This window comes from Pseudomonas sp. ZT5P21 (assembly GCF_054897785.1).
Genome location: NZ_CM142705.1, coordinates 1,568,549 through 1,588,027, shown reverse-complemented (window position 1 = coordinate 1,588,027; position 19,479 = coordinate 1,568,549). Strand labels below are relative to the sequence as shown.

Genomic DNA, 19,479 nt, shown 5'->3' with positions numbered 1-19,479 from the left:
AAACCAGCCAGGTTCAGGCTGACACAAAAACGGCCATCCGTGGATGGCCGTTTCTGATATTCACCAAAGGCCGAATCAAGCCTTATCGACGCCTTTTTTGACCGCGTCTTTGGCTTTGCCCACTGCTTGCTGAGCTTCGCCTTTCTTTTCCTGCACCACGCCTTCGGCGCGCATTTTATCACTACCTGTAACCTTGCCGACGCCTTGCTTGACGTTGCCGACGGCTTCGTTTGCTACACCTTTTACTTTATCGCCAGTGCTGCTCATGGTGTTTCTCCTGTGAACAATTGAACGAGAAAAAGTCGTTACACAAAGATTGACCGGAGGGGTTTGCACGGAGTTTCATTTATTTTCACAGCGACTTTTCATCGTTCAATGCAGGTTGCGCTTTATGTTTGCCGACCAACCCCCGAGAATGCGCAACGTATTCAGGCGATGGCGCTGAAGATCCAATCCCGTAGGAATGTTATGAAACTCGATAAAAAGCAGGCCATTGCCCGCAGAAACCAGGAACTCGGCGGTGCTGTGCTTGGCGTCAACAACTGCCACTTCACCGAATTGAACCGCAACCGCAACATCTGGTGGTTCGATATCCCGGTGGCGCGCCTGGCCATTGGTCAGTACGAATGGATTCACCTGCTGATGCACACGCCGGACACCGACGAACTGCTGCACCTGAAAGTGCCGACGGTGTTCCTGCGCGAGAAGCTCGAAGGGCTGGTGGTGCGTAACCAGGGCAAGCGCAAGGCTGCGTTGAGCCTGGAACTGAGTGCGGACAAGGATTCGTATCTGCAGGACATGCGCCCGGCGGGCACCAACGTTAATTTCGCGCCGTTCCGCCAATAACACCAATCCCCTGTGGCGAGGGAGCTTGCTCCCGCTGAGCTGCGAAGCGGCCCCACATCAGGCGCCGCGGTACTTCTGGTGTTTCTTCCTCGCCCGGATAGCGACTGCTCCGCAGTCGAGCGGGAGCAAGCTCCCTCGCCACAAGAGCACTTCTGATATCGCTGCCAACAAAAAGCCCCGCATCTGCGGGGCTTTTTGTTTGTTACGCGCCTACTTTCTTCGCGTTGAGCTTCTTCAGCTCTTCATCACGCAATTCCCGACGCAGGATCTTGCCGACGTTGGTAGTCGGCAGCGCATCGCGGAACTCGACCGAACGCGGCACCTTGTAGCCAGTGACATTGGCACGCATGTGCTCCATCACCTGCTCTTTCGTCAGTGTCACACCCGGTTTGGCGACGATGAAAATCTTGATCGCCTCGCCCGACTTCTCGTCCGGCACGCCGATGGCCGCGCATTGCAGGACGCCCGGCAGGGTCGCCAACACGTCTTCGAGTTCGTTCGGGTACACGTTGAAACCGGACACCAGGATCATGTCTTTCTTGCGATCGACAATGCGCATGAAGCCGTCAGGCTGGATCAGCGCGATGTCACCGGTTTTCAACCAGCCTTCGCTGTCGAGGATCTCATCGGTGGCTTCCTGGCGCTGCCAGTAGCCCTTCATTACTTGCGGACCTTTCACACACAGCTCGCCGATTTCGCCCAACGGCTGCTCGACGCCGGCATCATCAATGATTTTGCACAGGGTCGATGGAACCGGAATGCCGATGGTGCCGATCTGGATGTTCTGAATCGGGTTCACCGTCGCCACCGGGCTGGTTTCGGTCATGCCGTAACCTTCGCAGATGGCACAACCGGTGACCGCTTTCCAACGCTCGGCCGCAGCCAGTTGCAGGGCCATGCCGCCGGACAGGGTGACTTTCAGCGCCGAGAAATCCAGCTTGCGGAAACCTTCGTTGTTGCACAGGGCAACGAACAGCGTGTTCAGACCCACGAAACCGCTGAACTTCCACTTCGACAGTTCCTTGACCATCGCCGTCAAGTCGCGCGGATTGCTGATCAGGATGTTGTGGTTGCCGATCAGCATCATCGCCATGCAATGAAAGGTGAACGCGTAGATGTGGTACAGCGGCAGCGGTGTGATCAGGATCTCGCAGCCTTCATGCAGGTTGGAGCCCATCAGCGCCTTGCATTGCAACATGTTCGCCACGAGGTTGCGATGGGTCAGCATTGCGCCCTTCGCCACGCCGGTGGTGCCGCCGGTGTATTGCAGCACTGCCACGTCGCTGTTGGCCGGGTTGGCTTCAGCCACTGGCTGGCCGTGGCCCTTGCTCAACACGTCGTTGAACTTGATGGCTTTGGGCAAGTGGTACGCCGGGACCATCTTCTTCACGTATTTGATGACGCTGTTGATCAGCAGGCGCTTGAGCGGCGGCAGAAGATCGGCCACTTCGGTGACGATGACGTGCTTGACGCCGGTTTTCGGCACGACGGTCTCGGCCAGGTGCGCCATGTTGGCCAGGCACACCAGGGCTTTGGCGCCGGAGTCGTTGAACTGGTGTTCCATTTCCCGCGCGGTGTACAGCGGGTTGGTGTTGACCACGATCAGCCCGGCGCGGATGGCACCGAACACAGCGACCGGGTATTGAAGGACGTTGGGCAACTGCACGGCGATTCGATCGCCCGGCTGCAAGTCGGTATGCTGTTGCAGGTAAGCGGCAAAGGCACCGGACAACTCGTACAGTTCACCGTAGGTAATTGTCTTGCCCAGGTTGCTGAATGCCGGTTTGTCGGCGAAGCGTTGGCAGGACTGTTTCAGTACTGCCTGAATATTCGGATACTCGTCCGGATTGATGTCGGCAGCAATCCCGGCAGGGTACTTATCCTTCCAGAAGTCTTCGATCATGGAAGCCCACTCCTCAGCAACGCGAATTCAAATATCGCATTTGATGCGATTATTATTGGTGTTTGATTGTTGGTGAGTCTGGCTTTTACAGAAGGCCTAGAGGTCACAAAACGCGCCGAGAGTAGCAGCTTTGCCAAGGGCCTACTAGAGCCAAAAGTGTCCTACAAAGTCACATTTGTGACTCAAGAATTACAAGCAGTCATTTTAGAGCAAAAATTCTATAAAAGCCCTGAAACCCCCTGAAACCGGCGCTTAAGGCGACGGTGTAGGAGCGAGCTTGCTCGCGAAAAACCAGAGGTCACCGCGTGACATCTGGTTTCTCGCGTTATCGTTGACGACCTTCGCGAGCAAGCTCGCTCCTACAGGGATCCGCGAGCGCGGCCATTCACCGATCAGGCAATATCCCGCAACTCCCGCCGCAAAATCTTGCCCACCGGTGTCATCGGCAACGACTCACGCAGCACGATGTGCTTGGGCACTTTGTACGCCGTGAAGTTTTCCTTGCAGTAGGCTTTCAGCTCTTCAAGGCTGACCCCCGACTCACGCGCCACCACAAACAACTTCACCGCCTCCCCGGAACGTTCGTCCGGCACACCGATAACCGCGCAGTTGGCGACTTTCGGGTGAGCCATCACCACGTCTTCGATCTCGTTCGGGTACACGTTGAAACCCGAGACAATGATCATGTCTTTCTTGCGATCGACGATGCGCACGAAACCGTCCGGGTCGATCACCGCGATGTCGCCGGATTTGAACCAGCCTTCGGCATCCAGCACTTCGGCGGTGGCTTCGGGCTTTTGCCAGTAGCCTTTCATGATCTGCGGGCCCTTGATGCACAGCTCGCCGCGCTCGCCCATCGGCTGCTCGACGCCTTCATCGTTGATGACTTTGAGCGTGGTGCCCGGCACCGGCAGGCCGACCGTGCCGATCCGTGATTTATTGCCGTATGGGTTAGTGCACGCCACCGGCGAGGTTTCGGTCAGGCCGTAGCCTTCGGTGATGCGGCAACCGGTCAGTTGCTCCCAGCGCTCGGCGGTGGCCTTGACCAGCGCGGTGCCGCCGGAGTTGGTCAGTTTGAGGCTGGAAAAATCCAGGGTCTTGAAATCCGGGTGATCCATCAACGCAACGAACAACGTGTTGAGCCCCAGCAACGCCGAGAACCGCCAGTTTTTCAGCTCCTTGATGAAGCCCTTGATGTCCCGTGGATTGGTGATCAGCACGTTGTGGTTGCCGGTCACCATCATGCACATGCAATTCGCCGTAAACGCATAGATATGGTAAAGCGGCAGCGGCGCGATCATCACTTCCTGACCTTCGCGCAGCAGTGGCTGGCCGTCATTGCCGAATTGCCCCAGGCACGCCCGCGCCTGCTGCATGTTCGCCACCAGGTTGCCGTGAGTCAGCATCGCGCCTTTCGCCAAGCCGGTGGTGCCGCCGGTGTATTGCAGCACGGCGACATCGTTGAGGCCGGCGTTCAGCGGCTTGATGCCCAATCCCCGGCCCAGACGCAACGCGCTCTTGAAGGAAATGGCCTCCGGCAAGGAATAGTCCGGAACCATTTTCTTGACCTTGCTGACCAGCGTGTTGACCAGCCAGCCTTTGGCGGCGGGCATCATGTCGCCCATCTTCACTTCGATCAGGTACTGGAGGTCGGTGTCGGGTAGCACTTCCTGAACCTTCTGCCCGAACATATTCAGATAGACCAGCGCCCGGGCCCCGGAATCCTTGAACTGGTGACGCATCTCCCGCGCGGTGTACAGCGGGTTGGTGTTGACCACGATCAGCCCGGCGCGCAACGCACCAAACACGGCAATCGGGTATTGCAGGACATTGGGCATCTGCACCGCAATGCGATCCCCGGGGACCAGGTCGGTATGGGCTTGCAGGTAACCGGCGAAAGCGGCGCTGTAGCGTTCCAGTTCGGCGTAGGTCAGGGTCACGCCCATGTTGCTGAAGGCCGGGCGGTCAGCAAATTTCTTGCAGGAACGCTCGAACACCTCGATCACCGATTTATAGGCCCCTAGATCGATGTCCAGTGGCACGCCGGCCGGGCGTTTGTCATTCCAGAAATCAGGTTGCATTGTTCTTGTCCTCTTTACCTGAACCTATCCGGGGCCGCTTTCTGCGCTGTCTGAAAAACAAAAAGCAAAAAGCGGAGCTTCACGGACACTAGCAGCTATGACGAAACAGGCAAATATGCCAACGGGTGACATTGATCGTGTGAATCTTGGTGCCGTGGCATGGCCTGATCAGACGGCAAGCGAAGGATGCGCTATACAATGCACCGAGCCCATGCAAAGGAATCGCCATGACCCACGACACCTTCTGGCTGACCGCGAGTGACCGCAGCCGCCTTTTCGTCAACCAGTGGCTGCCTGTCGCGCCTTTGAAAGCGGTGATCCTGCTGGCCCACGGCATGGCCGAACACAGTGGCCGTTATGCCCGTCTGGCGGGGAAACTCTGTGATCAGGGCTACGGTGTGTACGCGCCGGATCTGCGTGGACATGGCAAAACTGCCGAAAACGGGACACTTGGTCACTTCGCCGACGACGATGGCTGGTGCAAGGTGGTCGGCGACCTGGCCAGTCTCAATCAGCACATCGGCCAGCAACATCCCGGCGTGCCAATCGTGCTGCTCGGCCACAGCATGGGCAGTTACATTGCTCAGGCTTATCTGCTGCATCACAGCGCCAGCCTGTATGGCGCGGTGCTCAGTGGTTCGAACTTCCAGCCCGTGACGCTTTATCGCGCAGCACGGCAGATCGCCCTCCTCGAACGATTGCGCCAGGGGCCGAAGGGTCGTAGCGCACTGATCGAATGGCTGTCGTTCGGCTCGTTCAACAAGAAGTTCAAACCGGTGCGCACGTCGTTCGACTGGCTCAGCCGCGACTCGACCGAAGTCGACAAGTACGCCCACGACCCGCTGTGCGGCTTCCGCTGCACCAATCAGTTCTGGATCGATTTGCTCGGCGGCTTGCAGCAGATCAGCAAAGCGTCCAATCTCGCTCAGATCGATCCGGGCCTGCCGCTGTTGGTGATTGGCGGAGAATGTGATCCGGTGAGTGACGGCAAGCGTCTGAAAGATCTGGCCGATGCGCTACGCGCCGCTGGCAGTCAGAGCCTGCAACTGACGATTTACCCGCAGGCACGGCACGAACTGTTCAACGAAAGCAATCGCGATGAAGTGACGGCCGACGTGCTGAGCTGGATCGCGCAAGCCCTGAGCCACCGCCGCCCACCCCGATCCGAATAGTTTTTTGTGGTTTTTTTATTTGTCACAGGAATTGAACCCGATGACCCAGGTTACCAACACCCCTTACGAAGCCCTTGAAGTCGGGCAGACCGCCAGCTACAGCAAGACGGTCAAAGAGCGCGACATTCAACTGTTCGCCGCGATGTCCGGTGACCACAACCCGGTGCACCTGGACGCGGAATTCGCCGCCGGCACCATGTTCAAGGAACGCATCGCTCACGGCATGTTCAGCGGTGCATTGATCAGCGCCGCCGTTGCCTGCGAGTTGCCTGGGCCGGGCACTATTTATATTGGCCAGCAGATGAGCTTTCAGAAGCCGGTGAAGATTGGCGACACGCTGACTGTACGTCTTGAAATTCTGGAGAAGCTGCCGAAGTTTCGTGTGCGCATTGCGACCCGCGTGTTTAACCAGCGCGATGAGTTGGTGGTGGATGGCGAGGCGGAAATCCTGGCGCCGCGCAAACAGCAGACCGTGACGTTGCCGACCTTGCCGACGATAAGCATCGGCTAAGGCGTTGTTTGCACCATTCGCGAGCAAGCCCGCTCCCACATTCGACCGTATGCAATAAGAACGCGGTCAAATGTGGGAGCGGGCTTGCTCGCGAATGGTGTCACCTCGGTATTACTGTTGATCCCGCTCCTGCACCTGCACACTCGCCGTCATCCCCGAACTCAAAATGATCCCCTCCGGCAACTTGTCCAGTTTGATCCGTACTGGAATCCGCTGCGCCAGCCTCACCCAGTTGAACGTCGGCTCCACCTCCGCCAGCAACTGCCCATCCGGCGTGGTATTGCGATCGGTAATCCCGCGGCTGACGCTTTCCACATGCCCGCTGAGCGCTTCGCCCGCGCTCATCAACCAGACCTTCACCGGGTCGCCAACGCGAATCCGCGGCAGTTTGGTTTCTTCGAAATACGCCTGCACATAGAACGTCGAATCGTCGATCAGCGCCATCACCGCTTGCCCGGCATTTACGTAATTGCCTTGGGCCAGACGCAAGTTAGTCATGTGTCCGCTGCGTGGCGCATGAACCTGACTACGGGCAAGGTTGAGTTCAGCCACCTTGGCTTCGGCTTGGGCTTCGCGCAGTTCGCCACGGGCGATGCCGGCGTTGATTTGCGCGTTCTCACGCAGCTCGGCACTGATCGCCTGCGGGCCGAGGGCAGCGCGGCGACTGGCTTCGTGCTCGCGCAGACTAAGTTGCTGCTGGCGGGTTTGCACCACCGCATGCGCCTTCTCCAGCGCGGCTTCAAACCGGTCGCGATCAATGCTCAGCAACAGGTCGCCGGCCTTCACCGGCTGGTTATCGACCACCTTGAGCTCGCGCACCCAACCCGACACGTCCGGGGCGATCACCACCACATCGGCGCGAATCCGCGCATCACGCGTCCATGGCGTGAGCATGTAGTACTGCCACAAATGGAAACCGGAAAAAATCGCCACTGCCACCAGGCACAGGGTTACCGCGACACGTACGGATGTACGCATGTTCAACTCCTTTATAAAGGTCCGAGGACGACGGTGATCAGGGTCAATACACAGACGTACAAGGCGCAATCGAATAATGCTTCGTGCCAGATCCAGCGGCCGACCGGCGTCAGGCGCAACAACAGACGCAAGGCCCCGGTAACGAGCAACGCCAGCAGCACATAAATAAGAAATGGACTGAGCAGCACACCGCCCACCGACCATTCACGCAAGCCCATGGTTTTGCTCCTGTTGACGGCACCATGCGCGCCAGCTGTGCTGCAATTGCAGCACGGCGCCCTGCGCCAGTTTCACGGCATCGCTGGGCGGCAACGCGTACAAGGTTTTCAAGAATGCTTCGCTGGGCTGTTCCAGGGCATTGGCACAACGACCGTTCGGACCTTGTTCGAGGACTTTTTCCAGTTCCTCCAGGTAGCGTCGCTGTGCTGCACTGACCGGCGCCTGCGCCACCGCCAGGCTCAAGCGCAAATGCAGCAGTTCGTCGCCGATATCCAGACCGAGCAAGCCGTCATCCCAGCGACTGCGCGCCGGTTCCGGCAGTTCCGGATAGTGTCGCGCCAATTGCAGCAAACGGTCGGCCATGCGCCCGCCGAACCAGCTTTCGGCACCGCGCAGGTTGCGACGGGTCAGACGCACCAGATCGTGAAGCGTCGCCTCCAACAAGCGACGGCTATGCCAGGCGGGATTGCGCAGGATCAACAACTTGAATGCCAGCACCGCCGCACCCACCCCGATCGCCATCGCCTGGGCGCCGTTGAAGAAATTCGCGACGTCGAACTTCATCGCGTTAAGCGGCGCTACCAACACGATGAAGTGCAGGCAGAACGAGGTGGCCGTGGCACTGATCTGCGGTTTGGCCATGCCCAGCGCACCGAAGAACAACGGCACACCCATCCCGAGACAGAGCAATGCGAAGCCGCTCCACTGCGGCAGCAGAATCTGCCCGACGATAAACGCCGCCGGGATCGCCAGAAAAATCCCGCGCATGAAACTCATGCCGATCTGCGCGCCGTTTTCGCGACTGGCGAACAGGCTGCACACCACGCAGGTCAGCAGCAACGCACCCGAGGCTGCCGGCCAGGCAGTCGCCAGCCAGAAACACGCCACCACCAGAAACGCCAGGGCGCTGCGGGCACCGAACACCAGCGCCAATGACAGGTCACGGTGCGGGGCGAGGGTTCGCGGTGGGTCGACCGTTTCCCGGCCCTCTTCCACCGCTTTCAATGCCGCGCACGCCGCCATCGCGCTGTCGAGAAGCAACGCACTACGGGCCAGCCAGTAGCTTTGCGCGGAGCTGATCAGCGGATCGTGGCAAGCATCGAGCAATCTCGGTCGCAAGGTTTGCAGGGTGGCATTATCCGAGTGGTCGAGCGCTTCCTGAACCTCGATCAACCAAGGTCTTAATGACTCGGCTTCCTGCGGTTCCAACTGCTTCCATTGCCGGCGCACTGATCGGGCGATGCGCAGCAGCATCAACAATTTCTGGCTCAGCCCGCTGATGGCCCGCGCACGTTGCCGGCCGCGCCCGCCTTCGAACCAGGCGTGCTCGCGCTGAGCGTCCACCGCGACGATCCGGCCGAGGATTTCCAGTAGCCCCTTGCGTGCCTGACCATCGCCGGACAATGTTGCGCGCGCGGCATTCATCCCGCTCTGCCACGCGGCTCGTGCCTGATCCGCCAGTTGCCGTTCAACCCGCATCGGCCACAGCAAGGCACTGGCGGCGGTGGCGCAGAGAATGCCCAGACAGATTTCCGTACAGCGAGCCACCGCTTGATCAAACACCGTCAACGGATGGGATATGGCCGGCAACGCGATGATCGCCACGGTGTAACCGGCCAGCACAAACGAATAGGACCAGGCACTGCGCAGCAAGGTCGAACTCGCCGTACACAGCCCGAGCCACAACGCCAATGCCAAAAGAAATAACCACGGCGTCTGTGCAAACAGACTCATGAACACCACCGACATGATCGTTCCGATCAGCGTCCCCAACAGGCGCGCCAAGCCCTTTTGCACCACCATCCCGGACAACGGCTGAGCGACAATGAACGCCGTCATCAACGCCCAGGCCGGTTGCTCCAGCCCCCAGCGCAATGCCAGCCACAGCGCGAGGCCGCCGCCGAGCAGCGTCTTGATCGCGAATTGCAAGGCGCGACGGTCAGGCGCAAATAAAGCCTGCAAGTTGATAGGCACGTAAAGCACTCTTGAAAGGATTCAACGATAGCCGGATTCGTCGAAGCGACTTGATCAGCAAATTATTAGCTGGCTATCTATCTCCCGTCCAGCGTTAAAAACCGGGCACAAAAAAACGCCAGACTGGCCGGCGTTTTTTGACAGGTTTTGTACGCTTACGAGCGTGCGCGAGCCTGATTACGCAGGGCTTTCACCTGATCGTGATTGCGTTGCACGCCGTGATACTGACGTTCAACCAGGTCACGAATGCCCACCAGGTTGTGCTTGTTGATTTTTTCCATGGCTTCTTTGTAAGCCTTCAGCGCATGGTCTTCACCGCGTTCGGCTTCGTTCAGCACGGCCTCTTCATCCTTGCCGGTGAACATGGCTTTCACGTCGACCCAGCGACGGTGCATATCACCACTGACGCTGGTGGAAGTTTCCGGATCGCCACCCATCGAACGCACGGCGGTTTGCAGTTCCGAAGCCGCAGTGGCGCAATCGGCGGAACGCTGGATGAAGATCGTTTTCAGTTCTGGGTGTTTGATGTCTTCAGCGCAAGTCTTGAACCCTTCCTGACCGTCTTTGCAGGTTTCAATCAGGTCGTTGAGTACAGAGATCGCTTCTTTGTTCATGTCGGTCATTTTTCAATTCCTTGCGGGTGGATGAAAGATGCAATAGGTATTGCACCGTGCATGCCAGCTTTGAATTGATAACTTAGTCTTTATTTTTCAATAACTTAACTTTACAACTGAAATCTGCATCCGCGTTATTTGCATGATCTGTCAATTGGCCTGCATGCAGAATGCCTGTATTTTCCAGGGACTGACTGAATCAAGACGACCCGATTGATGAACCCTGAAAAGCTCGAACTGCTGATTACCCGTGAAATGCCCTTCGGCAAATACAAGGGCCGAATCATCGCTGACCTGCCCGGCCCCTACCTGAACTGGTTCGCCCGTGAAGGTTTCCCCCATGGCGAACTGGGCGGCTTGCTGGCCCTGATGCAGGAAATCGATCACAACGGCTTGTCAGAGCTGCTGGAACCGCTGCGCGCCAAACATGGCAAACCCGCCCCTCGCCACTGAGCCGTCCCCATGCCCGATAACACCCGCCGCGCCCGTGATGAAACGTTTTGGCAGATCTTTGCCGACCGCTATGCCGTCGAACCCGGACCGGTGAACCTGGAAAACGGTTACTTCGGGCGCATGTCGCGTACGGTGGTCGAGGAATACCAACGCAACATCGAACTCATCAACCGCCGCAACTCGGTGCACGTGCGTCAGCGCTTCGAACAAGGCGAAAGCCAGCAGCTTTGCACACAACTGGCCGATCTGATTGGCGTGTCCGCCGACACCGTTGCCTTCACCCACAACGCGTCTGACGGTTTGCTATCGCTGATCCGCAACTACAATCGCCTGCAGCCGGGCGATCAGGTGCTGATCTGCGATCTAGAGTACGACACGGTCAAAGGTGCGATGCGTTGGCTAGCCCGGCATCGCGGCGTGGAAGTGATCGAGATCGAACATGTGCACCCCGCCAGCTTCGACAGTTTGCTGGCCACCTATCACGACGCTTTCGCGCGTTATCCAAAGCTCAAGCTGATGGCGCTCACCCATGTCACCCACCGCACCGGGCTGGTGATGCCGGTGAAAGCGCTTGTCGCCGCAGCCAAGGAATACGGTATCGACGTGATCCTCGACGGCGCCCATGCCCTCGGCCAGATCGAATTCAACCTCAATGATCTCGGCGTCGCATTTGCCGGTTTCAACCTGCATAAATGGATCGGCGCGCCGTTGACCCTGGGTTTTATCTATATCGCCCCGGAGCGCCTGGCCGACATCGACCCGGACATGGGCGAGGTGCATTTCCCGATCACTGACATTCGCGCCCGCACACCGTACAGCACGCCCAACATCCCGGCGTTACTGACGCTGCCGCTGGTGTTCGAGGAGCATCGGGCCATGGGCGGTTCGGCGGCCAAGGGTGCACGGCTCAATTACCTGCGTAACCGGTGGGTCAACGCGGTACGCGAGCTTCCGGGCATCGAAGTCATGACCCCGGAAGACCCGCGACTGTACTGCGGCATCACGTCGATGCGCTTTACCCGACATGCCGACCAGCAGGCAATGGTCGAGCGGCTGCTCAAGGACTACAACCTGTTTACCGTGATGCGCAGCGGTGCAGCGTGTGGCCCGTGCATCCGCATCACACCGGGGCTGACCACCACCGCAGCGCATATGGACGTATTGAGCAAGGCACTGCACGAACTGTGCTGACGTCACACGGTGTATTTGTCGAAATCCTCCGGTTTGATCTGCGATGACGCTGCAAAGGTGTCGATGCCGATGGTCATGTGGCCGAAAAATCCGTCTTCTTTCGAGTCGCGACTGAGGGTATGAATGCTCAGGGTCGAGGCTTCGCCGCCCATGGTTTCATAGAAAAAATCCTGATCGTTCGTCAGCGCCGCGATGGTTCGACCGCTGTAGACCCTGGCGTTGAGTACGGTGCGTGAAACCACTTCGGGAAAGTACAGCTGACCGACCCAGGCGACGTGACGTTCTTCCAGATAGTTGTTGCCGGCCGTCACGCGTACAGCGACGTGAATGTGCAACGCACGCCCGGCATAGAACCCCGGATAGATCGTGGAGAAGCGCACGATGCCTTTGAGGTCCGTGAACTGCCCGCCGCGCAGGTAGGTCTCGTCGTCGGTTCGCGGGATCGCGCCGATATCGCCGACGTCGACTTCCTTGTCCGGGTCGATCTTGCTCCAGCCCGAATACGCACCACGCGCATTGCAATGCCAGATATCGACGATGGCGCCGTTGACCGGCTGACCGGTCATCGCATCGACGATCGTCAGTCTCAGCACCAGTGGGATGCCGTCCATGCCTTCGCTGATGTTTCGTCTGATCAGTTTCGGGTTTCGAAAATACGGGCCGGCGATCTGTTCGGGTGACAGCAGGTAAGCCGCTGCGGAGGGTGCAACTGAGGTGTGGTCGTCCATGTCGTTCTCTCTTCCATAAGATGAACGCAGGTTAACGCCGGGCGAGTGAAGAGATGCGGTAACTATGTATCGCGTGATGTCCCCTGTGGGAGCGGGCTTGCTCGCGAAGACGGAGGCACATTCAACATTTATTCGGCTGATACACCGCTTTCGCGAGCAAGCCCGCTCCCACAAGGGTTTTGTGTTGGGCAAAAAAAAACGGTGCACCGACCAAGCGCACCGTAAAGCCGTAGAACACACAACGAAGTGTCAGGTAAAGCAGATCAGTCCAGCAGCGCCAAGGCCTCGGCGGTGCATTCCTGAATGCGGGCCCAATCGCCATTCTTGATCCACTCCGGATCAAGCATCCAGCTACCGCCCACGCACATCACGTTTTTCAACGCCATGTAGCTTTTGATGTTGGCCGGACTAACGCCGCCGGTCGGGCAGAATCTCACTTCGCCGAACGGGCCGCCCAGGGCCTTGATGGCCGCGACGCCACCGCTGACTTCCGCCGGGAACAGCTTGAAGCGGCGATAGCCCAGACCGTAGCCTTCCATGATGCCCGAGGCGTTGCTGATACCTGGCAACAGCGGAATCGGGCTGTCGACGCTGGCTTCGAGCAGGTCACGGGTGATCCCTGGCGTGACGATGAACTGCGAACCCGCCGCTTCAGCGGCGGCCAGCATGTGGCGATCGAGCACGGTGCCGGCACCGGTCACCAGTTCCGGACGCTGCTCGCGCAGGATCTGGATAGCCTTGAGGCCGAACTGCGAACGCAGGGTCACTTCCAGCGCGGTCAGGCCACCGGCCGCGAGTGCGTCCGCCAGCGGCAGCACGTCCTGCTCACGAGCAATGGTGATCACCGGCAGAATCCGCGCCTTGGCGCAGAGGCTGTCGATCAGGGCAACTTTGTCCGCCATGGAAACGGTCGGGGATGGGTTTTTCATAGCGGCTGTTCCTTGGCTCATGGGCACCAGTAAATCTCTAACGTAGGTTGCAGAAACGCGCGAATCGGCATGGCGGCGACATCGTCACCGGCCAATGCGACACTCAAGGTGGTCAGCTTGGACTGACCGGAAATCGATAGAACAGTGTGTTTGGCCGAGGCCAGCAGCGCGCGACTCATGGTCAGGCGTTGATGCGGCACGGTTGGCGCCAGCATTGGCCAGCAACGACGTGTGCCGTCGGATTTCAGGGCGTCGGCCAGGTTCGGGCTGTTCGGGAACAGCGACGCGGTGTGGCCGTCGTCGCCCATGCCGAGAATCAGCACGTCGATCGGTGGCAGCTCTGTCAACAGGCGGTCGGCTTGCTCGGCGGCTTGTTCCAGGTTCGCGGTGGCGCTGTACAGACTCAGGAACTGAGCCTGGGCCGCTGGACCTTGCAACAAGTAACGCTTGAGCAGACCGGCGTTGCTGTCGGCATGTTCCACCGGAACCCAGCGCTCATCGGCCAGAGTCACGAAGACCTTGGACCAGTCCAGTTTCTGCTTGGCCAGGTTCTGGAAAAAAGCCACCGGGCTGCGGCCACCGGACACCACCAGCGTCGCGGTCCCGCGAGCGTCGATCGCGTCACTCAGTTGTTTGACTACCTTCAGTGCCAAACCATCGGCCAGCAACACCGGGCTCTTGAACTCATGAGCGCTGACGCCCTGAGGCAGTTTCAATTCAGATATCGCCATACCACGACCTCCCGTCCCGCGTGATCAGAGCAATGGAACTCATCGGTCCCCAGGACCCGGCCGCGTACGGCTTGGGCGCATCACCGGATTTTTTCCACCCGGCGATCAACTGGTCACACCACTTCCACGCGGCTTCGATTTCATCTTTACGGACAAACAGGTTCTGATTGCCGCGCATCACTTCCAGCAACAACCGCTCGTAGGCATCGGGAATCCGTGCGCTGCGCCAGGTGTCGGAAAAATTCAGCTGCAACGGACCGCTACGCAGCTGCATGCCCTTGTCCAGGCCTTGTTCTTTGGTCATCACGCGCAAGGAAATGCCTTCGTCCGGTTGCAGGCGGATAATCAGCTTGTTGCTGATCTGCAGGCGCTGCTCCGGGGCGAAGATGTAGTGCGACGGTTCCTTGAAGTGGATGACGATCTGCGACAGCTTTTGCGGCATGCGCTTGCCGGTACGCAGGTAGAACGGCACGCCGGCCCAACGCCAGTTGCGGATGTCAGCACGCAGGGCGACGAAGGTTTCGGTGTCGCTCTGGGTGTTCGAATTCGGTTCTTCCAGGTAGCCCGGCACCGGCTTTCCTTCGCTGTAACCGGCGATGTATTGGCCGCGCACCACTTGTGTGGTCAGACCCTCCGGGCTGATCGGTGCCAGTGCCTTGAGGACTTTGACTTTCTCGTCGCGGATGCTGTCGGCGGACAGGTCGGCCGGCGGATCCATGGCGATCAGACAGAGCAGTTGCAGCAGGTGATTCTGGATCATGTCCCGCAGCTGACCGGCCTTGTCGAAGTAGCCCCAGCGGCCTTCGATACCGACCTTCTCGGCCACGGTGATTTCCACGTGGGAGATGTAATTCTGGTTCCACTGGGTTTCGAACAGGCTGTTGGCGAAACGCAGGGCGATGAGGTTTTGAACGGTCTCTTTGCCCAGGTAGTGGTCGATGCGGTAGGTGCGGTTCTCCGGGAAGAACTGCGCCACGGCATCGTTGACCTTGCGCGAGGATTCCAGATCGGAACCGATGGGTTTTTCCAGCACCACGCGGGTGTTCTCGGCAAGACCGACTTTCGCCAGGTTCTCGCAGATCGCGCCGTACACGGCGGCCGGCGTGGCGAAGTAGGCAATCACTCGTTGAGCGCTGCCAGCCATTTCGGCCAGGGCCACGTAGTCTTCGGACTTGAGGAAATCGACGTGCAGATAACTCAAACGGGCCAGAAAGCGTTCGACCACCGCTTCGTCCAGCTCTTTGGCACCGACGTAGCGGCGCAGCTCGGAAGCGATGAACGCCAGATGCTCCTGCTCGCTGCCGGGCTCACGGGCCAGCGCGATGACTCGCGTGTCCTCGTGCAACAAGCCTGCACCATCGAGTTGATAAAGGGCAGGAAACAGCTTGCGCAAGGCCAGATCGCCGAGGGCGCCGAACAAGGCAAAGGTGCACGGTTCAACCGTAATCGAAGGCATGATGTTTGTTCTTTTATCAAGTTAAGCTACAAATACCTTTTTTCAAGGCATCGCTCAAGAGAAAATGTAGTAATAACCACAACATTTTCGCAAAATATGGATTCCGAGTGGTGGTCGGTCGGAGCCATCAGTAGGATAGGCCACCGCTTGGGGCCGCATCAAAGGCCCAATTTGCATAGCAACACCCTTATTTGCATTGCAGAGCACTCTTGTAGGCGAACCTAGGAAATCATATGGACCGCGTGCGAAATTTACTGGAACAGATCCAGAATCGCCTTGAAGACCTCAACAAGGCGGAACGCAAAGTCGCCGAAGTAATCCTGCTCAATCCACAGCAGGCCACCCGGTTCAGCATCGCAGCCCTCGCCCAGGCCTCCAAGGTCAGCGAGCCGACGGTGAACCGTTTCTGCCGTTCGTTCGGCGTCAGCGGCTACCCGGAACTCAAGCTTCAGTTGGCCCAGAGCCTGGCCAGTGGCGCGGCGTATGTCAGCCGGGCGGTCGAGGCCGATGACAATCCGGAAGCGTATACCAAGAAGATTTTCGGCAGCGCCATCGCGTCGCTGGACAGTGCATTGCAGGCCCTGGACCCGAACCTGATCAGCCGCGCCGTCGACCTGTTGATCCAGGCCCGGCAGATCCACTTCTTCGGCCTCGGCGCCTCAGCCCCGGTGGCGCTGGATGCGCAGCACAAATTCTTCCGCTTCAATCTGGCCGTGACCGCTCATGCGGATGTACTGATGCAGCGAATGATTGCGTCGGTGGCCCACACCGGCGAGTTGTTCGTGATCATTTCCTACACCGGCCGCACCCGCGAACTGGTGGAAGTGGCGCGTATCGCCCGGGAAAACGGCGCTTCGGTGCTGGGACTGACGGCCGAAGGGTCGCCGCTGGCCAAGGCCAGTACATTGAGCCTGAACATCCCGCTGCCAGAAGACACCGACATCTACATGCCGATGACCTCGCGGATCATTCAGCTGACCGTGCTTGATGTCCTCGCCACCGGCATGACCTTGCGTCGGGGCGTGGATTTCCAGCCGCATTTGCGCAAGATCAAGGAGAGTCTGAACGCGAGCCGGTATCCGGTGGGTGACGAGTTCAACTAACCCGAAATATCCATTGAATGACCCGGCCTCTTCGCGAGCAAGCCCGCTCCCACACTAGATCTCCAGCGGACACAGTGCCGATCAAATGTGGGAGCGGGCTTGCTCGCGAAGGCGTCAGCCGCAACACCGCAAAATCATGCCCCAACCCGCGCCTGCAAACTCAAATGCGCCTTCTGCCCCGGCGCCAGGCTCAGGCTGTCGGTCCCGCCACTCGCCGCCTCGACACACACAAACTCGGAAATCTCGTTCCAGCTCACCCCCAGTAACGGCCGCGCCCCCGGATGCCAGACCACCGTGTCCGCATGGTCACCCGTATCGATGCACAATTCCCGCTGCCAGGCATGGTCCTTGAGCTGTAATTCGCCGTCATGCTGGAACACGCGCTGACAGCCACCCTCTACCCGCAACTCGCCTTCCTGCTGGCAAACCTGGCGGTTCAACTGGTCATAGCCTTGCGCACCGTCGAGCCCAGACAGCGCTACCTCACCAACATCACCGATACGCCAATAGGCATGCAACGCCTGACTCAATTGGCACGGCAGACTGTCCTGATGCTCGGTGCTCAGGCGCAAATCCATGCGTTCGCCAAGGTGGGCATGCAGGTCAACTTGCCAGTCACACAACTGCAGTTGCCAGTGCAGGTGCACGCCATCGTCATCATGGCTGCTGTCGAGCAGTTTCCAGTCCAGCAACCGTGCCCAGCCATGAGATGGCCACGCGTTTTCACTCGGATGCCGGCCGTACCACGGCCAACACACCGGCACGCCACCGCGAATCGCGCCGACGTGTGGCCACTTCGCTGCGCACCAGAGCCAGGGTTTCTGCCCTCTGGGCTGGAAGTGCAGCAATTGCGCGCCCTGCCGACTGAACACCGCCTGACACAGCGGGTGATCGATCACCAACACGTCGCGCATCTGATAGCGCTCCCACGCGAACACCGGACGTTCGCGCAAGGATTTGAAGAAGCGTTGTAGCGGATGCTCATGCATGTGCCACGGTCCTGAATTTCATCTTTACCTGGGTGCGCCGCCCCAAAAAAAAGCGGACAGCCTGGGCTGTCCGCAAAAATGCGCACATAGAGAGGAGCTTATCGCAACAGCGTTAGAACACCGACTGAATTTTCAGGCCGGCCACCAGCGCGTTATCGACTTCATCCACCCCGCCCGGGTGAGTGATGTATTGCAGGTTAGGACGCACGGTCAGCCAGTTGGTAACGTGGAAACCGTAGTTGATCTCGTAGTTGTACTCGGTGTTGCGCAGTGGCGAGAACAGCGGATCTTCGTACTGGGTGACACCATTGGCGGCATTGACCAGCTCGGCATTTTTCTTCACGTCGTCGTTGACATGGATACGGGCAAAACCGATGCCGACGTCATCTTTTGGACGAGCATCAAACGGGCCCTTGTACACAAACATCAGCGACTGGTAGTTGTCGACGATGTTGGTGTCCTTGTCGTGGAACGTGGCATTGGCCGAAACGGTCAGACCGCGGCTCTTGTCACCGTTGTGGTCGGTCAGCTGTTGCTGTGCCACAAACCAGTAGCCGGATTTACTGTCGTGGCTGCGGTAAGCGTTGCCGCTGGTGGCCGCGTCATTACCGTTGGCGTCTTCGCGAACGTCGTCGGCGTTGGCCGTGCTTTTGTAATAACCGACACGGTATTCGCCCGGCAGGTTGTTCGGGTTAGGCAACCAGACCAGTTCGACCGGGATAACGGTGCCCTTGGTGCCACTGCCGCTCAGCTTGAAGCCGTTACCGTGCTCCAGTTGCGAAGGGTTCTGGTTGTACGCGCCGATCTGTGCATAGAACTGCGGCGAGATGTTGTATTTCACACGGAGCGCGGCCTGGCTGACCGGCCAGTTGTACCAGATGTTGGTCGCCCAGTTACCCACCTGGGAACCGCAGAACGCCAGGTTCTGGAACTCGCAAGGGAAAGTGTTGAAGTCTTCGCCTTCGCCGAAGTAACCGGCTTTGACGTCCAGTTTGCCGTCGAGGAACTGGTGCTTGATCCACAATTGGGTCAGACGGACCATATGGCCACGGCCGAAGACTTCCTGGGAAGAACTCAAGGTGCCGGCACGCGGGTCGCCGACGCGGTCATTGGAGATGTTCTCGCCGTTTCGGTTGGTCAGCTGGATCTTCGCCTGAGTGTTATCCCAGCCCCACAGCTTTTCCAGGTCCAGCGCCACGCCCAGACCAAACTGGTCGGCATAACGTGCGGTCTTGTCGTTGTTGTAGCCACCGTGCAGGTTGCCACCCACTTCACCGACGTAGTCCATCTTGATGTCGATGCCCTGCTCGATCAGCTTGGTCCGCTCGCCGCCCCAATCGCCGGTCATCCATTCGGAATCGGCGCTAAACGCGTCAGCCGCGTGCACACTACCAGCCAGCATCATTGCCGCAACTGCGGACAACTGGCAGATAAGCTGAGCGTTGGTCTTCTTCTTCATCCCTACATCCTCGTTTTATTGTTATTAACTGTTTTTATTTAACGCGGTTACATCGGTTGCGGAGAGCGACAGGCCGCTCACCGCATATCCCCTTGTAGGAGCGAGCTTGCTCGCGAAAAACCTCAGGACAACGCGTTAATTC

General features: G+C 58.8%; 19 protein-coding genes. 6 read left to right on the top strand and 13 right to left on the bottom strand.

The window, feature by feature from the left end; genetic code table 11:
• Positions 1-75: 75 nt before the first annotated feature.
• Positions 76-267, bottom strand: coding sequence for a CsbD family protein (locus tag ACYZT9_RS07260; protein WP_462009186.1), 192 nt, complete (start codon positions 265-267; stop codon positions 76-78).
• 201 nt (positions 268-468) lie between these two features.
• On the opposite strand from ACYZT9_RS07260, the gene ACYZT9_RS07255 reads away from it, so the two are divergent.
• Positions 469-846 (top strand): hypothetical protein, encoded by a 378-nt coding sequence (locus tag ACYZT9_RS07255; protein ID WP_077047210.1) that lies wholly within the window; start codon positions 469-471, stop codon positions 844-846.
• A gap of 202 nt (positions 847-1,048) precedes the next feature.
• Here ACYZT9_RS07255 and fadD1 read toward each other — a convergent pair whose 3' ends face one another.
• Together fadD1 and fadD2 are read right to left on the bottom strand one after the other, a co-directional pair.
• Positions 1,049-2,749, bottom strand: coding sequence for a long-chain-fatty-acid--CoA ligase FadD1 (gene fadD1, locus ACYZT9_RS07250; RefSeq protein ID WP_462009185.1), 1,701 nt, complete (start codon positions 2,747-2,749; stop codon positions 1,049-1,051).
• Positions 2,750-3,141: 392 nt separating this feature from the next.
• A complete protein-coding gene (fadD2, locus tag ACYZT9_RS07245; protein WP_462009184.1) occupies positions 3,142-4,830 on the bottom strand; it encodes a long-chain-fatty-acid--CoA ligase FadD2 in 1,689 nt (562 codons plus the stop codon).
• 227 nt (positions 4,831-5,057) lie between these two features.
• Here fadD2 and ACYZT9_RS07240 point away from each other — a divergent pair, with 227 nt between their 5' ends.
• Together ACYZT9_RS07240 and ACYZT9_RS07235 are read left to right on the top strand one after the other, a co-directional pair.
• Positions 5,058-6,002 carry a lysophospholipase gene (locus ACYZT9_RS07240; RefSeq protein ID WP_462009183.1) on the top strand — a complete coding sequence of 315 codons (945 nt, stop codon included), beginning with the start codon at positions 5,058-5,060 and terminating at the stop codon, positions 6,000-6,002.
• Positions 6,003-6,042: 40 nt separating this feature from the next.
• Positions 6,043-6,513 (top strand): MaoC family dehydratase, encoded by a 471-nt coding sequence (locus tag ACYZT9_RS07235; protein WP_462009182.1) that lies wholly within the window; start codon positions 6,043-6,045, stop codon positions 6,511-6,513.
• Positions 6,514-6,624: 111 nt separating this feature from the next.
• On the opposite strand, the gene ACYZT9_RS07230 is transcribed toward ACYZT9_RS07235, so the two are convergent.
• From ACYZT9_RS07230 to ACYZT9_RS07215, 4 genes are all read right to left on the bottom strand, one after another.
• Positions 6,625-7,491, bottom strand: a complete 867-nt coding sequence (locus ACYZT9_RS07230; RefSeq protein ID WP_462009181.1) for an efflux RND transporter periplasmic adaptor subunit — start codon at positions 7,489-7,491, stop codon at positions 6,625-6,627.
• Positions 7,492-7,502: 11 nt separating this feature from the next.
• Positions 7,503-7,709, bottom strand: coding sequence for a DUF1656 domain-containing protein (locus tag ACYZT9_RS07225; protein ID WP_056741485.1), 207 nt, complete (start codon positions 7,707-7,709; stop codon positions 7,503-7,505).
• Entirely contained in the window at positions 7,696-9,684 is a 1,989-nt protein-coding gene (locus tag ACYZT9_RS07220; RefSeq protein ID WP_462009180.1) for an FUSC family protein, read from the bottom strand. Before ACYZT9_RS07220 ends, ACYZT9_RS07225 begins: the two co-directional genes overlap by 14 nt.
• 155 nt (positions 9,685-9,839) lie before the next feature.
• Entirely contained in the window at positions 9,840-10,307 is a 468-nt protein-coding gene (locus ACYZT9_RS07215; RefSeq protein WP_462009179.1) for a ferritin-like domain-containing protein, read from the bottom strand.
• A gap of 207 nt (positions 10,308-10,514) precedes the next feature.
• Between ACYZT9_RS07215 and ACYZT9_RS07210 the strand changes: the two genes are divergently transcribed.
• Both ACYZT9_RS07210 and ACYZT9_RS07205 read left to right on the top strand, forming a co-directional pair.
• Positions 10,515-10,751: a DUF3820 family protein gene (locus tag ACYZT9_RS07210; RefSeq protein WP_003213031.1), complete on the top strand. Its 237-nt coding sequence runs from the start codon at positions 10,515-10,517 to the stop codon at positions 10,749-10,751.
• A 9-nt stretch (positions 10,752-10,760) separates the two neighbouring features.
• Positions 10,761-11,942, top strand: coding sequence for an aminotransferase class V-fold PLP-dependent enzyme (locus ACYZT9_RS07205; RefSeq protein WP_462009178.1), 1,182 nt, complete (start codon positions 10,761-10,763; stop codon positions 11,940-11,942).
• A 2-nt stretch (positions 11,943-11,944) separates the two neighbouring features.
• Here the strand turns inward: ACYZT9_RS07205 and ACYZT9_RS07200 are convergent, their stop codons facing one another.
• The 4 genes from ACYZT9_RS07200 to zwf form a co-directional block, all read right to left on the bottom strand.
• Positions 11,945-12,670, bottom strand: coding sequence for an intradiol ring-cleavage dioxygenase (locus ACYZT9_RS07200; protein ID WP_462009177.1), 726 nt, complete (start codon positions 12,668-12,670; stop codon positions 11,945-11,947).
• A gap of 263 nt (positions 12,671-12,933) precedes the next feature.
• Positions 12,934-13,599, bottom strand: a complete 666-nt coding sequence (locus tag ACYZT9_RS07195; RefSeq protein ID WP_462009176.1) for a bifunctional 4-hydroxy-2-oxoglutarate aldolase/2-dehydro-3-deoxy-phosphogluconate aldolase — start codon at positions 13,597-13,599, stop codon at positions 12,934-12,936.
• A gap of 17 nt (positions 13,600-13,616) precedes the next feature.
• Complete coding sequence (pgl, locus tag ACYZT9_RS07190) at positions 13,617-14,330, bottom strand: 6-phosphogluconolactonase (protein WP_462009175.1); 714 nt, start codon at positions 14,328-14,330, stop codon at positions 13,617-13,619.
• Positions 14,317-15,786: a glucose-6-phosphate dehydrogenase gene (gene zwf, locus ACYZT9_RS07185; RefSeq protein WP_462009174.1), complete on the bottom strand. Its 1,470-nt coding sequence runs from the start codon at positions 15,784-15,786 to the stop codon at positions 14,317-14,319. Before zwf ends, pgl begins: the two co-directional genes overlap by 14 nt.
• 242 nt (positions 15,787-16,028) lie before the next feature.
• On the opposite strand from zwf, the gene ACYZT9_RS07180 reads away from it, so the two are divergent.
• Positions 16,029-16,889, top strand: a complete 861-nt coding sequence (locus ACYZT9_RS07180) for a MurR/RpiR family transcriptional regulator (RefSeq protein WP_175649041.1) — start codon at positions 16,029-16,031, stop codon at positions 16,887-16,889.
• Between the two features lie 134 nt (positions 16,890-17,023).
• Here ACYZT9_RS07180 and ACYZT9_RS07175 read toward each other — a convergent pair whose 3' ends face one another.
• Together ACYZT9_RS07175 and ACYZT9_RS07170 are read right to left on the bottom strand one after the other, a co-directional pair.
• Positions 17,024-17,878 carry a D-hexose-6-phosphate mutarotase gene (locus ACYZT9_RS07175; RefSeq protein WP_462009173.1) on the bottom strand — a complete coding sequence of 285 codons (855 nt, stop codon included), beginning with the start codon at positions 17,876-17,878 and terminating at the stop codon, positions 17,024-17,026.
• 112 nt (positions 17,879-17,990) lie between these two features.
• A complete protein-coding gene (locus ACYZT9_RS07170; RefSeq protein WP_462009172.1) occupies positions 17,991-19,337 on the bottom strand; it encodes a carbohydrate porin in 1,347 nt (448 codons plus the stop codon).
• Positions 19,338-19,479: the final 142 nt, after the last annotated feature.